This is a genomic window from Pseudodesulfovibrio senegalensis (assembly GCF_008830225.1).
GTDB classification, from domain to species: Bacteria; Desulfobacterota; Desulfovibrionia; order Desulfovibrionales; family Desulfovibrionaceae; genus Pseudodesulfovibrio; species Pseudodesulfovibrio senegalensis.
The window spans coordinates 14,347-27,585 of sequence record NZ_WAIE01000001.1; the positions used below are offsets into that span (position 1 = coordinate 14,347).

Genomic DNA, 13,239 nt, shown 5'->3' on the forward strand with positions numbered 1-13,239 from the left:
TCCTCTGGCGCGCGTCAGCGCACCAACGGAATAACGGCGCTCCCTCGCTGCCGGAAAAAAGGAAACTATTGGCCGGATTTGGCCCAGAAATCGGGCCATATTTCCAACATGCGGCGGATGGCCTTGCCCCGGTGCGAGCGGGAGTGCTTTTCCTCGGCGCTGATCTCGGCAACGTGCTTGCCCAGTTCCGGGTCGATGAAGATGACGTCGTAGCCGAAGCCGCCCTTGCCCTTGTAGTCGTGGGCAATGCGGCCCTCGTAGGAGCCCTGCGTGTGGATTTCTTGCCCGTTGGGCGCCACGGCCGCCATGACGCAACGGTAGCGGGCCGTGCGCTTCTCGTCGGGAACCCCCGTGAGTTCGCGCAGCAGCTTTTCGTTGTTGGCGTGGTCGTCATGGCCGTCGCCCGCGAACCGGGCCGAATACACGCCGGGCGCGCCGTTCAGGTGATCCACCTCAAGGCCGGAATCGTCGGCCACGGCCACCAGCCCGGTCTTGGCGCTCACGGTGCGCGCCTTGATCAGCGCATTGTCCAGAAAGGTTTCGCCATCCTCGACGATGTCGCCGATCTCCGGAAAGTCGGAAAGGGGTTTGACCTCAAGCCCGAGCGGTTCGAGCAGTTGCGCGAATTCCCTGATCTTGCCCTTGTTGTTGCTGGCCAGAACGATTGACTTCATGTGCGGTTCTCCATTCTCGTGCGGACCGCGCATGCAGCCTTGGGGCGGGCGCGGCCGTTCGGTTCCGTTGTGGTGGACCGGAAGTTTCTACTCTGGCTTGCCGGAATCCGCAACCGCGAGGGTGGGTGGCAGTTGCAGGATGATGGACGTGCCTTCTCCTTCCTTGCTGGTCAGGTCCACCTCGCCGCCGATCTCGTCGAGAATCTTGCGCGTCATGGCCAGCCCCAGCCCGGAGCCCTTGCCCTTGGTGCTGAAGAACGGGCTGAAGATCTTGTCGCGTATCTCCATGGGGATGCCTTCGCCCGTATCCCGCACTTCCAGCAGCGCATGGTCGCGTGCCATGCCCGTGGCAATGGTCAGCACGCCGCCATCAGGCATGGCCTCCACCGCGTTTTTGACGAGGTTGATCAGGCATTGCTTGATGACTTCCGGGTTGGCCTTGACCCGCGCCATGCCCGCTTCCAGTTCCATGACCAGTCGTATGCCCTGATTGGAAAGCCCGATGCCCATGACCTCCATGGTGGCGGTGGCCAGTTTGTTGATGTCCACGCTGGAGACTTCGGCCTCGGTGGGGCGGGTGAAATTGATGATGCTTTTCAGGATTTCGTCCAGCCGTCGCGATTCCGTGAGGATGATGGACAATTTTTCACGAATGCCGTCGTTGGCTTCCTTGCTGCGCATCAGGGAGTTGGCGAATCCGCTGATGGTGAAGAGCGGATTGCGTATTTCATGGGCGATGTAGGTGGAAAGCTCGCCAATGGAGGCCAGTTTTTCGGATTGCTGGAGCCGCTGTTCCATTTCCATGCGCCGGGTGATGTCGCGCCGCATGGCAACCAGATTGCTCAGGGACTCGTTTTCGTCGTAGATGGGGTAGGCGTAGATGCGGTAATAGCGAACCCGGCCGTCCTCGCCCACCTCCGAGGCAAGGGTTTCGCATGGTTCCCCCCGGCCGACCGTGGTTTCCAACGGCAGGCCGCACCCTGTGTCCTCCAGCCCGCAAAAAACTTCGTTGAGCATGGCGCCCACGGCCTGTTTTTTGGTCAGACCCGTTCGTTCAAGGCATTTTTTGTTCACGTCCAGCACGCGGCCGTCCAGGTCGAGAAACAGGATTTCCTCGTCCATCTGGTCGATGATGGTCTTGAGCATGTTCTGGGTATGCAGAAGGTCCAGCTTGCAGGCGATCCACATCTTGTCCTGCGTGAGCAGGTTGATGAAGAAATTGGCCGCGCCCCGTTCCACGAGCGTGATGTCTGCGGGCAGGGTGGCGCGCAGTTCGGCCAGCAACGATTGACGGCCCGTGGCCTCGATGACCATGTTGATTTCCGGGTGCTTTTCCAGCATTTCCCGGTAGCCGGTATAGGTGGGAACCACGCTGGGCGGCTCGTAGATGCCGGGCAGCCCCTGTTGGCCGGGGAATGCGGCCGCGACAATTCCTATTTCGCGCAGGACCGTGTGGTTGGCCTGTTCGCGGAACATTTCCCAGAAAGCCATCAGGGCCGGAATGTCCCCGATAACCCCAATATCATATCTTCTGTCATTGACTTCTTGACCGGACACAGCGAAGACCCCCATTGGACATGTTGTCGCAATACCATTCGTGCATTGTACATGGCGAAGGGAAAAGCGCAATGCCGGAGTGTGGTGTTTGCCGCCACTTTATCATGGATTTTTTGCAAGGACGAATACTCGATGAAAGTAAGCGCTGATAATATCAGGGTTATGACCGTGAGCCTCGGTTGCCCCAAAAACCGTGTGGATACTGAACGGCTGCTGGGTGCCCTCGGCCCCGGGGTTGAGCCCGTGGACGAGGTTGCCGCCGCCCGCCTGGTGCTGATCAACACCTGCGGCTTCATCGAGCCGGCCATCGAGGAATCGGTTTCCACCATTCTGGACGCCGTGGCCGACATGGAAGAACTGGATGGGCAACGTCCGGTGCTGGCCGTGGCCGGTTGTCTGGTCAGCCGCTTCGGCAGGGATCTGGTTGCGGAAATGCCCGAGGTGGACCTGTGGCTTTCCACGGACGAGCTGGACCAATGGCCCGCCATGGTGCGCGAGGCCTTGGGCCGCGAAGCCGACCCGGACCTGCCGCGCAGCCTGAGCACTGGCCCGGGCTACGCCTACCTCAAGATCAGCGAAGGCTGCTCCCACGACTGCCGGTTCTGCACCATTCCATCCATCCGCGGCCCCCTGAAGAGCTGGCCCGTGGACTATCTGGCTGCCGAGGCAAAGGCGCTGGTGGGGCAGGGCGTGCCGGAACTCATCGTGGTGGGGCAGGATTCCACGCACTACGGCGCGGACCTCGGGCCGGAAAACGATCTGCAGCAGCTTCTTGCACGCATTTTGCCCGTGCCCGGGCTGGAGTGGCTGCGGCTCATGTACCTGTATCCGGCCGGGCTTACGCGTACCCTGCTTTCGTTCCTGCGCGACGCGGGCAAGCCGTTTCTGCCCTATTTCGATATCCCCTTGCAGCACGCCCATCCCGAGGTGCTGTCCTCCATGGGCCGCCCCTTTGCCCGCAACCCGGAAAAGGTGGTGGAGCGGGTGCGCGAGTTTTTCCCGGAGGCGGCTCTGCGCACCACGTTCATCGTGGGCTATCCGGGTGAGACCGACGAGCATTTCCAGTGCCTCATGGACTTTGTGCGTGCCACCCGTTTTCATCATCTGGGCGTGTTTCCCTACTGGCCCGAGGACGGAACCCCGGCCGCGGCCATGGACAATCAGGTGCCGGATGCGGTCAAGCTGGAACGGCGCGACGCGCTCATGGAATTGCAGGCGGAAATTTCCGGCGAAATCATGGCCGGCTACGTGGGCGAAACCCTGCCCGTGCTCGTGGAAGAGCCGTCCCCGGAATGGCCCGGCCTGTTCGTTGGCCGCACATGGTTCCAGGCCCCGGAGGTGGACGGCGTGACCTATGTCAGCGCCCAGCCCGGAACCGAGCTTGCGCCCGGCATGATCGTGGAGGCCGAGGTGGAGGACGCCAAAACATACGATCTTGTTGCCTTGGCGTAATGCCCTGAAAAATAATTATTTATTTTACGACCTGTTGCGAGGAAAATTGTCTTGTCAAGGTCTAAATTTTTTATAGATGGGGTTGACGTGAACCTCTGTTTATAGTCTAAAAAAGCCTGCTGAAAACGACGAGACACTTCAGGCGGCCATGTGCCGCAACAGGGCAATCCGGTGCGATTCCGGAGCGGTCCCGCCACTGTCAATTCGTCCGGTATCGACCCCGGGCGGATGAGCCAGAAAACCTGCTGAAGCATTTCTGACCGCGTCCGGCACGAGGATGCCGGAAACGGACACGAAATTCGTATCACCCGATAATCGCCGGGGCACAGGACGGTTCAGCCTCCCTGCGCAAACAAGCCCGGCCATGACGAAAGACGGCACCTTGGCGAGTCTTCCGGCTCTTTTTTTGCTGTCTTTTTCTGGAGTTCACTGCATGCCCAAACAAATTCTCAAACGCGACGGTTGCCTGGAAACGTGGTCCGTGGACCGCATCGGCAACGCAATCTTCAAGGCTCTCAAGGGCAGCGGCATCAAGGATCCGCTTTTGTCCAAACGGTTGGCCAAGAAAGTGGAACAACGGCTGGAAGACGTGGATATTCCCGAACAGGAAATGGTTCAGGACACGGTCCAGCAGGTGCTCATGGAAGCCCGTCTCTACAAGGTGGCCGAGCGCTATATCATCTACCGCGAAAAGCGCCGTGAGCTCAGGAAGCAGAACCAGGCGTACATGGACGTTGCCGGCATGGTGGAGACCTATCTGGACAACTCGGACTGGCGCGTGAACGAAAACTCCAACATGGTGCATTCGTTCCAGGGCCTGATCCTGCATATGGCCGGGTCCGTGCAGGCCCGCTACGTGCTGGAAAAGTATCCCGAGGAAATCCGCGACGCCCACACCCACGGCTACATGCATATTCACGACCTTTCCTTCGGCCTTGCCGGGTACTGCTCGGGCTGGAGCCTGCGCGACCTGCTGCTGGAAGGGTTCAACCTCAAGGACCGCTGCTGTTCGTCCCCGGCCCAGCATTTCGACGCGGCCTGCGGCCAGATCGTCAACTTTCTCGGCACGCTCCAGAACGAGTGGGCCGGTGCGCAGGCCTTCAACAACGTGGACACCTATCTGGCTCCGTTCATACGCCACGACGGCCTGAACTACCATCAGGTCAAGCAGCAGATGCAGAAGCTGGTGTACAACCTGAACACCACCTCGCGCTGGGGCGGCCAGAGCCCGTTCACCAACTTCACGCTGGACTTCACCCCGCCCTCGCACATCGCCAACGAGCCGGTGATCATCGGCGGTGAGTTCCAGGATTCCACCTACGGCGAATACGCCGAGGAAATGGCCATGATCAATCAGGCCTTCCTCGAAGTCATGCTGGAGGGCGACGCGGACGGACGCATTTTCTCCTTCCCCATCCCCACCTACAACGTGACTCCGGATTTTGCCTGGGATTCCGAGGCCGGCAGCCTGCTGCTGAAGATGACCGCACGCTATGGCGCACCTTACTTCCAGAACTTCATCAACTCGGACCTCAACCCCGAAGACGTGCGCTCCATGTGCTGCCGTCTGCAGATGGACCTGCGTGAAATCCGCAAGAAGACCGGCGGCCTGTTCGGCGCCGGCGACCTGACCGGTTCCATCGGCGTTGTGACCCTGAACCTGCCCAAGCTGGCGTATCTGGCGCACAACGAAGAGGACTTCATGGAGCTGATCACCGAATACGCGGAAATGGCCCGCGATTCGCTGGAGTTCAAGCGCAAGATGATCCAGAAGAGCCTTGATGCGGGCATGTTCCCCTATTCACGCCGCTACCTGAAGAACGGCTACAAGGGGCACTTCTCCACCATCGGCGTGATCGGCGGACACGAAGCCTGCCAGAACCTGCTGGGCAAGGGCATTGAAACCGAAGCGGGCGTGCGGCTCATGCGCCGCGTGCTGCGCCTGCTGCGTCGTCTGGTCGTGGACTTTCAGGAAGAGACCGGCAACCTCTACAACCTCGAGGCCACGCCCGGCGAAGGCACCTGCTACCGTCTGGCCAAGATCGACCGCAACCTGTATGCGGACATCATCACTGCGGGCAGCGACGAGGTTCCCTATTACACCAACTCCACGCTGCTGCCCGTGGGCGTGACCACGGACGTGCTCTTTGCGTTGGAACATCAGGACCAGCTGCAGACCCAGTACAACGGGGGCACCGTGTTCCATTCGTTCATCGGCGAGGCCGCGCCGGACGAGGAGAGCGTCAAGAGCTTCCTGATCAAGGCCATGACCAATACCAAGATTCCGTATATCTCGCTCACGCCAACCTTCTCCATCTGCGAGGAACACGGCTACATCGCGGGCGAGCACTTCGACTGCCCCACCTGCGGCAAGGAAGCGGAAGTGTATACCCGCGTGGTGGGCTACTATCGCCCGGTGAGCCGCTGGAACAAGGGCAAGCAGCAGGAGTACAAGGATCGCGCCGAGTATAGTATGGACAGCGTTTGCTGCGGCTAGTACAGCATAGGACATGATCCTCAATGCAAGCCAACTGAACGCACTGCGCCAGCGCAACGACGAAGAGTTGCGCAAGGGCCGCTATGCCCGGCACGGGTATCCGGCCCACACAATTCGGGACCTTTTGCACACCGTGGAAGCGGTCAAGAAGGAAAAGAAGAAGTGGAAAAAGCTGGCACAGGAGCGCGGCAAGGCCCTTGAAACGGTCCGCGAGGCAGCGGACAGCGTGCTGGACAACGGGAATTGAAGATACCGGTCCGGCCGGACAGATAAGCAAAACGGGACCGTCCCTCGGGGCGGTCCTTTTTTTGCGGGGTAAATCTGTTGGGGATCAGGCTGTGGTGCTGGACGGAACGCGCACTGTCAGGCGAAAGCCCGTGGCCGCGTTGGTGGCCTGTACGGTGCCGCCAACGTTTTCGGCAATGCGCGCCACCAGTGCCAGGCCGAGGCCGGAGCCTTGCCCGGTCTGGTTGGAGCCGCGCTGGAACGGCTCGAAAATGGATTGCAGTTCGGTTTCCGGAAGCGGGGCCGCGGTGTTGGTCACCTCGATGACGCCCTGCTTGTCTTCGCTGCGCATGGTGATCACGATCCGGCCGTTTTTCGGCGTGTGCTTCACGGCGTTGCCGATGACGTTTTCCAGCAGCCAGAGCATGGATTCCTCGCCAACATGGCAGACGACCTTGGCCGGGGCGAACACGTCCAGGCGGATGTCCTTTTCCAGCTGGCGGGGCGCATATGTCTCCAGCACGCTGCCCATCATTTCCACCAGATTCACGTCCCGGTATTCCTCCGGCCGCAGATGCATCTTGGAAAACTGCAGGATGCGGCCGATGAGGTTGTCCATGGCCTCGATTTCCTGATCCATGTCCCGGAGCAGGGCCACGGCGCGCGTGTCGTCGGTTTTGGACAATCGTTCGGCCAACGTCTGCTGCAGGATGGTCAGCCGGGCCAGCGGACTGCGCATTTCGTGGGAGACGTTGGTGGTCAGTTCCCGATTGCTTTCGATCATGCGCACGATGCTGTCGGCCATGGCGTTGTAATCCCGGCCCAGCATGGCTATTTCGCCCTTGCCGCACCGGCACATGGTGGCCCGGGCTTCAAGGTCCCCGTCCGCAAACCGGGCCATGACCTGGCGCAGGTGGTTGAGCGGCCGGGCCACATGGTTGGCCACGGGCCAACTCAAAAGTGCGATGGTCAGCACCGAAGCCGCCAGCCCGAGAAAGAACAGGGTATTGGTTTCCTTGTGCCAATCGTCGTTGAATACGAAGTGCAGCTGCCCGGGCGTGCCGTCGTGCAGGCTGATCGGCACGGCGCCCTCCTTGCCCTTGCCCGAAAACAGGTGCGCCGGTTCGGGGGGCGCGCCCTCGAAGGTTTTGAAAATGACGGAACCCGAAGAGTCCGTGACCCAGATCAGTCCGTTGATGCCTTTGGCCACACGGTTGAAATAGTCGCGGGTTTCCTCCAGGGCGAAGTCCGGTTGGTGCCCTTGTTCGTCGGCCATGATGGACGAGGTTACGTCGGCTATGGGCCTGTTGCGGATGGTGGCCAGCTGGTTTGAGGCCAGATAGAAGGTGGTGCCCACCACGACCAGCAGCACGGCCAGCATGATGCTGACCGCCATGAAGAATTTTATGTAGATGCGGTTGGATCGCATCAGCCCGCCAGGAATTTGTAGCCCGAGCCCCAGACCGTGCGGATGCGCTGGGCATGGGCCGGGTAGGTCTTGAGCAGGTTGCGCAGTTTGCTCACGTGCACGTCGATGGTGCGGTCATAGGCCTCGTAATCCCTGCCCCAGGCCATGTTCATGAGCTTGTCGCGGGAGAGCACGATATCCGGATTGTTCATGAATACGGACATGAGGTTGAACTCCGCCGAGGACAGGTCGTGGGCCTTGTCGTCCACGATCAGGGATTGGCGTGCCGTGTCCAGTATCAGTCCGCCGGCTTCGAGTATGTCCGGGTTTGCCTCCTGTTCGGCGGGGCGGTCGCTGGCGCGGCGCAATACCGCGCGGATGCGGGCCAGCAGCTCCCGCGGGTTGAAGGGCTTGGGGATGTAGTCGTCCGCACCCAGTTCAAGGCCGACGATGCGGTCCGAATCTTCACCCTTGGCCGTGAGCATGATCACCGGGATTCCGGAAACGGAGCGGATGGAACGCAACACGTCGAAGCCGTCCACCTTGGGCATCATCACGTCCAGCAGCACGATGTCCGGGGCCTGCCTGCGCACTGTTTCGGCAGCGCTGGTTCCGTCCGGCAACTCCAGCACGGAATGTCCGTATTCCTCAAGGTATTCCCTGAGTACCCGTCTGAGTTTTTCGTCGTCGTCTATTATGAGGATGGATTCGTTCATGGGGGACCTCCACCAGAAAGTCATTAAGGATTTTTTTGCAAAAAAGCACGGACTCAAACAAGAATTTACACTTGTTTACATATGCAGAGTGCCGGGCGCCTGTCTTTTTGCGCCATTTGGCCGCGGAATATGGGTCGTTGCTTCCTTTTGGGAGGTTACTGGGCGGGGGGATTTTCAATTTCGTCAACGGAAATGATCCATTCGAAGAGTTTGCGCATGCGCTGCTCGTCGAGGGAGAGCTGTGCGGCCACGCACAGGTTCTTGACGTTCTGGGCAAAGGCCTTGGACAATTCCAGGGACGTGTCCGAGCCGTCCTTTTTGTACAGGTACCCGGAACGGCCGATGCCGATGAGCACGAAATTCACATGCTGGCGCGAGACCGGAACGTCCTGTTCCACCAGCTGGTCGCGCACGTTCTTGGAGGTGGTGGTCAGCTGGAAACCGTTGCGGGCCACCTCGTCGGCAATGGCCCGGAACAGTTCCCGGTAGTGGGCCGGGGTCAGCAGGGGCACGTCCGTGACCTGATGCACCAGCTTGGCAAATTGGAACAGGTTCGGATGGCTCTGCTCGAAATCCGTGTTGGGCGATGTCTCCCGAGGCTGTTCGTGCCGTTCCGGGTCATAGACGTAGCCGGGAATGACCGAGGAAATCTGCAGCCCGCCGAGGTCCAGCGAATACAAAAAGTCCCGGAATTTCTCGGCCCCGAACCATGAATCGCAGGGCAGGCAGCGGGTGAAGCGCTGGCGGATTTTCGCGGCCAGCGTAGCCATGACGATGGGCGATCCGGACCCGGCCACGGTATCCAGTATGAACTGGCGCACCTGTTCCTTGAGGTTCTGGGTGGAGGCGTGGTCCTGAATGCTCTCCGGAATGTCCCGGTAGTCCAGTGCTTCCTCGATGAACTGGTCCTCGCTGATGAGCATGGAACTGGCCGCCTTGTAGGCCGGGGAGGTCGGTCCCACGTGCAGCACCGTGGTCATGCGGTCGTTCTCGCGCAGTTTGATGAGCACGGGCGTGAAGTCGGCATCGCCGGAAAAGATGATGAATTCGTCGAAGTTCGTGTCCCGGTTCATGGCGTCCAGAATGTCGAGCACCATGTGGATGTCCGCGCTGGTCTTGCCCTGCTTGGTCAGGGGCGGACAGTCCGTGACTCCGAAGGCGGAGGTGATGAAATGGGGACGGAAATCGTGGAATGTCTGCGGGTTCAGGTAGCACTTGCGGATGAGGATGGCCCGGCGCTGTTCTTCGCATCCACGGGGCAGGGCGAATTTTTCCAGCCATGACAGCCAGCGCTGGGGCTGGGTGGCGAATTTTTCGGCCAGTTCCGGGTCCTGATCGTTCAGGCGGATGAAAATATTGTCGAAATCGATGAACAGGGCGCTCTTGAGGTAGTCGGTCATGGCGTTGTCCTTTGTGGGGTGGTTGCGGTCCGTCTGGTGCCGGACGGTGTCATTTGCCGGTGTCGACGTTTCTGGGCCGGATTTGTCCGGCGGCCTGCGCCAGCAACGCGGAAAGGGTTTGTCGCAACGCCTTGGGCGTGCGGCCGATCAGGTCAAGGGTCGGTGCGGCCAATGCCGGGTCGAGCCCTTGTTGCCGCAGACGGTTTCCCAGCGCTTCCCGCAATCGTTTTTCGTTGTTGTCGTTCATGATTGCTCCTGCCGTGCCGGAGAGTCGGCGAACGTTCGGCGGCCAACCGGCCTCTGGGCAGCGGGCCTTGCCTTTTCGGCGCTCCCGGCGCTTTCATCAGTGATTGCGGGAGCATGACAGAAATTGTCCTGTGTGCGGCGCATGCGCATACCCGGCAGGGCCATGCGGTTGCGGCACGCTGTTGCGCGGGCTTGTTTCTGTTCGGGCATGACGTCTTGTCCGGGTTGGTTTGCGGTGGACGCCGCAGGGTTTTACAGACCGATTGTACAGCCGTTAATGACATATGAGTATTAGAAGTTTCGGTCAAGAAGCTCGGAACGGTTTGTCCGGGGCGGCGACCCGGTGGAGCCTCGACTTCCCGGGCGGGGCATGGTAAAGACCGCCGAAAAAAGAAGAGGGGCTTTCCGGTTTCTTTTCTTTTCCCGCCCGGGCCCTTTACCGTCGTTGGTCGAGGCCATTTCCCACCGGGCGGGTTTTGCGCATTTATCCCGGGAGGATCCCAGTGGAAAAGATTGAAAAGCAGGCATTGCAGGTGGCCAAGGAAGTGGTCATCAAATTTATCGAGGTAGGACGCATCTCCCCGAGCAATTTCGGGGAGCATTTCCGCACCATTTATACGGACGTCCTGCAAGCCACGGCCAGCGGCGGCAAGAACAACGCCTCCACGGCTCCGGCCACGGCCGGAGACAAGGAATAACCGCCCATGCAGGAACCGGATGTGGCGGAAAAACCCGTGCAGGGCGAACATGAGGAACATGGCCGCAAGGTCAAGGACATGTTTGGCCGCATTGCCCGCTGGTATGATTTTCTCAACCACTTTCTGAGTCTGGGCCAGGATATCTACTGGCGATATCGCCTGGCGCGCGCGGCCCGGCCCGCCGAGGGCGGCATGGTGCTCGACCTTGCGGCCGGGACCATGGACGTTTCCGTGGAGCTTTTGCGCCAATACCCCACGGTGCGCGTGGCCGCGCTCGACTTTACCCATGAAATGCTGGCCGAGGGCAAACGCTCCAAGCTGAAAAAGGGCCGCGAGAACGCGATACTCCCGGTGCAGGCGGATGGCCGCAAACTGCCCATGCCCGACCAGTGCGTGGACGCGGTCACCATAGCCTTCGGCATCCGCAACATATTGCCGCGAGAGGCGGCCTATGCCGAGGTCCTGCGCGTGCTCAAGCCGGGCGGACGCTTCTGCATCCTCGAATTCGGCACGGGCAGCCGCCGGGTCTGGAAGGGCCTGTATAATTTTTATCTGGACAAACTGCTGCCGGGCATAGGCCGGGTTGTGTCCGGCGATGCATCGGCGTATCGCTACCTTGCGGATACCATCCGGGCCTTTCCGGACGAGCGCAGCCTTGCCGCCGAGATGGTGGACGCAGGGTTTGAAAGGGTTTACCACGTGCCCATGATGTCGGGGATCGTGTACATGCACGTGGGCAGCAAGGCCGGAGACGACCGGTCCTGAGCTAGTGCAGCGAACGGGCCAGCCAGATCACGAGCAGGCCGAGGATGGCGGCCGTAAGCCCGAGGATGCGCAGGTTTCGGGGCGGCTGTTCGGCAAGCGTGCGCAGCACCCGGGGCATGCGGTCGGCAAAGATGAAATAGGGAATGCCTTCAATGACCAAGGCAAGGCCCAGGGCCGAGAGTATGAGGGTCCAGTCGATATTCATGCGAATTTCCTAAACCGGGCGGACGTCCTTGTCCACCCGGCGTTGATCGAAAAACACCATTTGGAGTGTATATATGTCAGTTGTCACCTTTGATGACCTGAAGAAAAAGCGGGATGCCATTGCGGTTTTGGGACTGGGCTATGTGGGCCTGCCCCTGGCCGTGGCCCTTGCCCGGCATTTTCGCGTGCTGGGCGTGGATATTTCCGAAACCCGCGTGGACGAGCTGGAAAAGGGTTTTGACCGCACCGGCGAAATCGATTTCGAGGACGTGGGCGACTGCGACCTGACCTTCACCTCGGACGTTGCCCGGCTGAACGAGGCCCGTCTCATACTGGTGGCCGTGCCCACGCCCATCGACGAGCACCGCTCCCCGGACCTGCGTCCGGTGGTCGGCGCCAGCACCACGGTGGGTGCAAACATGGCTTCCGGCACGGTGGTGGTCTACGAGTCCACGGTCTATCCCGGGCTGACAGAGGAAATCTGCGTGCCCATTCTTGAGCGTGAATCCTCCATGAAGTGCGGCGAGGACTTCAAGGTGGGCTATTCGCCCGAGCGCATCAATCCCGGCGACCGCGAGCACCGGCTGGAGACCATCGTCAAGGTGGTGGCCGGCATGGACGAGGAAAGCTCGGACCTCTTGGCCCACGTCTACGGAACCGTGGTGGAGGCGGGCATTCACCGCGCCGCGGACATCCGCACGGCCGAGGCCGCCAAGGTCATCGAGAATACCCAGCGCGACCTGAACATCGCGCTCATGAACGAGCTGGCCATGATTTTCGACCGTATGGGCATCGACACGCTGGACGTGCTCGAGGCGGCCGGCACCAAATGGAATTTCCTGCCGTTCAGGCCGGGGCTGGTGGGCGGCCACTGCATCGGCGTGGACCCGTACTACCTGACCTTCAAGGCCGAGGCCATGGGCCTGCATCCGCAGGTGATACTGGCCGGCCGGCAGATCAACGACGGCCTGGGCAAGTTTATCGCCGAATCCACGGTCAAGCGCATGATCAACGACGGCGCGGTCATCAAGGGCGCGCGCGTGGGCGTCATGGGGTTCACCTTCAAGGAGAACGTGCCGGACCTGCGCAACACCCGGGTGGTGGACGTGGTGGCCGAGCTGGAATCCTTTGGCGTGAACGTTGTGGTCACGGATCCGCTGGCCGATGCGGACGAGGCCCGCGAGGAATACGGCATGCATCTGCGGCCCATGGAGGACCTGCGCGATCTGGACGCGCTGATCCTGACCGTGGCCCACGATGCCTACGCCTCCATTCCGCTGGCCGAGATCAGGGGCTGGTTCCGCAATCCGGACAAGGCCCTGCTCGTGGACGTAAAGGGATTTTTCGACCGCAAGGCCGTACAGGATGAGGGCATGACTCTCTGGAGGCTGTAGGCC

General features: G+C 60.8%; 13 protein-coding genes and 1 riboswitch. Of the genes, 6 read left to right on the top strand and 7 right to left on the bottom strand.

Features of this window, described 5'->3' with window-relative positions:
- Positions 1 to 65: 65 nt before the first annotated feature.
- On the bottom strand, positions 66 to 674 hold the full coding sequence (locus F8A88_RS00060) for an XTP/dITP diphosphatase (RefSeq protein WP_151148900.1): 609 nt from the start codon (positions 672 to 674) through the stop codon (positions 66 to 68).
- A gap of 87 nt (positions 675 to 761) precedes the next feature.
- Entirely contained in the window at positions 762 to 2,165 is a 1,404-nt protein-coding gene (locus F8A88_RS00065; protein ID WP_241667290.1) for a two-component system sensor histidine kinase NtrB, read from the bottom strand.
- 198 nt (positions 2,166 to 2,363) lie between these two features.
- Here F8A88_RS00065 and rimO point away from each other — a divergent pair, with 198 nt between their 5' ends.
- From rimO to F8A88_RS00080, 3 genes are all read left to right on the top strand, one after another.
- On the top strand, positions 2,364 to 3,683 hold the full coding sequence (gene rimO, locus F8A88_RS00070) for a 30S ribosomal protein S12 methylthiotransferase RimO (protein WP_151148902.1): 1,320 nt from the start codon (positions 2,364 to 2,366) through the stop codon (positions 3,681 to 3,683).
- Positions 3,684 to 3,805: 122 nt separating this feature from the next.
- Positions 3,806 to 3,947, top strand: a riboswitch (cobalamin riboswitch).
- Positions 3,948 to 4,116: 169 nt separating this feature from the next.
- On the top strand, positions 4,117 to 6,180 hold the full coding sequence (locus F8A88_RS00075; protein WP_151148903.1) for a ribonucleoside triphosphate reductase: 2,064 nt from the start codon (positions 4,117 to 4,119) through the stop codon (positions 6,178 to 6,180).
- A gap of 13 nt (positions 6,181 to 6,193) precedes the next feature.
- Positions 6,194 to 6,427: a hypothetical protein gene (locus F8A88_RS00080; protein WP_151148904.1), complete on the top strand. Its 234-nt coding sequence runs from the start codon at positions 6,194 to 6,196 to the stop codon at positions 6,425 to 6,427.
- An 84-nt stretch (positions 6,428 to 6,511) separates the two neighbouring features.
- On the opposite strand, the gene F8A88_RS00085 is transcribed toward F8A88_RS00080, so the two are convergent.
- The 4 genes from F8A88_RS00085 to F8A88_RS00100 all read right to left on the bottom strand — a co-directional run bounded on the left by F8A88_RS00085 (position 6,512) and on the right by F8A88_RS00100 (position 10,176).
- Complete coding sequence (locus F8A88_RS00085) at positions 6,512 to 7,834, bottom strand: sensor histidine kinase (RefSeq protein ID WP_151148905.1); 1,323 nt, start codon at positions 7,832 to 7,834, stop codon at positions 6,512 to 6,514.
- The gene (locus F8A88_RS00090) at positions 7,834 to 8,529 is read right to left on the bottom strand and encodes a response regulator (protein ID WP_151148906.1); all 696 of its coding nucleotides are present in this window, start codon (positions 8,527 to 8,529) and stop codon (positions 7,834 to 7,836) included. Before F8A88_RS00090 ends, F8A88_RS00085 begins: the two co-directional genes overlap by 1 nt.
- 155 nt (positions 8,530 to 8,684) lie before the next feature.
- Complete coding sequence (locus tag F8A88_RS00095; RefSeq protein ID WP_151148907.1) at positions 8,685 to 9,929, bottom strand: NYN domain-containing protein; 1,245 nt, start codon at positions 9,927 to 9,929, stop codon at positions 8,685 to 8,687.
- A gap of 49 nt (positions 9,930 to 9,978) precedes the next feature.
- Positions 9,979 to 10,176, bottom strand: coding sequence for a hypothetical protein (locus tag F8A88_RS00100; RefSeq protein ID WP_151148908.1), 198 nt, complete (start codon positions 10,174 to 10,176; stop codon positions 9,979 to 9,981).
- Positions 10,177 to 10,678: 502 nt separating this feature from the next.
- Between F8A88_RS00100 and F8A88_RS00105 the strand changes: the two genes are divergently transcribed.
- Together F8A88_RS00105 and F8A88_RS00110 are read left to right on the top strand one after the other, a co-directional pair.
- Positions 10,679 to 10,873, top strand: a complete 195-nt coding sequence (locus F8A88_RS00105; protein ID WP_151148909.1) for a hypothetical protein — start codon at positions 10,679 to 10,681, stop codon at positions 10,871 to 10,873.
- A gap of 6 nt (positions 10,874 to 10,879) precedes the next feature.
- On the top strand, positions 10,880 to 11,638 hold the full coding sequence (locus F8A88_RS00110; RefSeq protein ID WP_151148910.1) for a ubiquinone/menaquinone biosynthesis methyltransferase: 759 nt from the start codon (positions 10,880 to 10,882) through the stop codon (positions 11,636 to 11,638).
- Between the two features lies 1 nt (position 11,639).
- Here F8A88_RS00110 and F8A88_RS00115 read toward each other — a convergent pair whose 3' ends face one another.
- Positions 11,640 to 11,843 carry a DUF2065 domain-containing protein gene (locus F8A88_RS00115; protein WP_151148911.1) on the bottom strand — a complete coding sequence of 68 codons (204 nt, stop codon included), beginning with the start codon at positions 11,841 to 11,843 and terminating at the stop codon, positions 11,640 to 11,642.
- A 73-nt stretch (positions 11,844 to 11,916) separates the two neighbouring features.
- On the opposite strand from F8A88_RS00115, the gene F8A88_RS00120 reads away from it, so the two are divergent.
- Positions 11,917 to 13,236, top strand: coding sequence for a nucleotide sugar dehydrogenase (locus F8A88_RS00120; RefSeq protein ID WP_151148912.1), 1,320 nt, complete (start codon positions 11,917 to 11,919; stop codon positions 13,234 to 13,236).
- Positions 13,237 to 13,239: the final 3 nt, after the last annotated feature.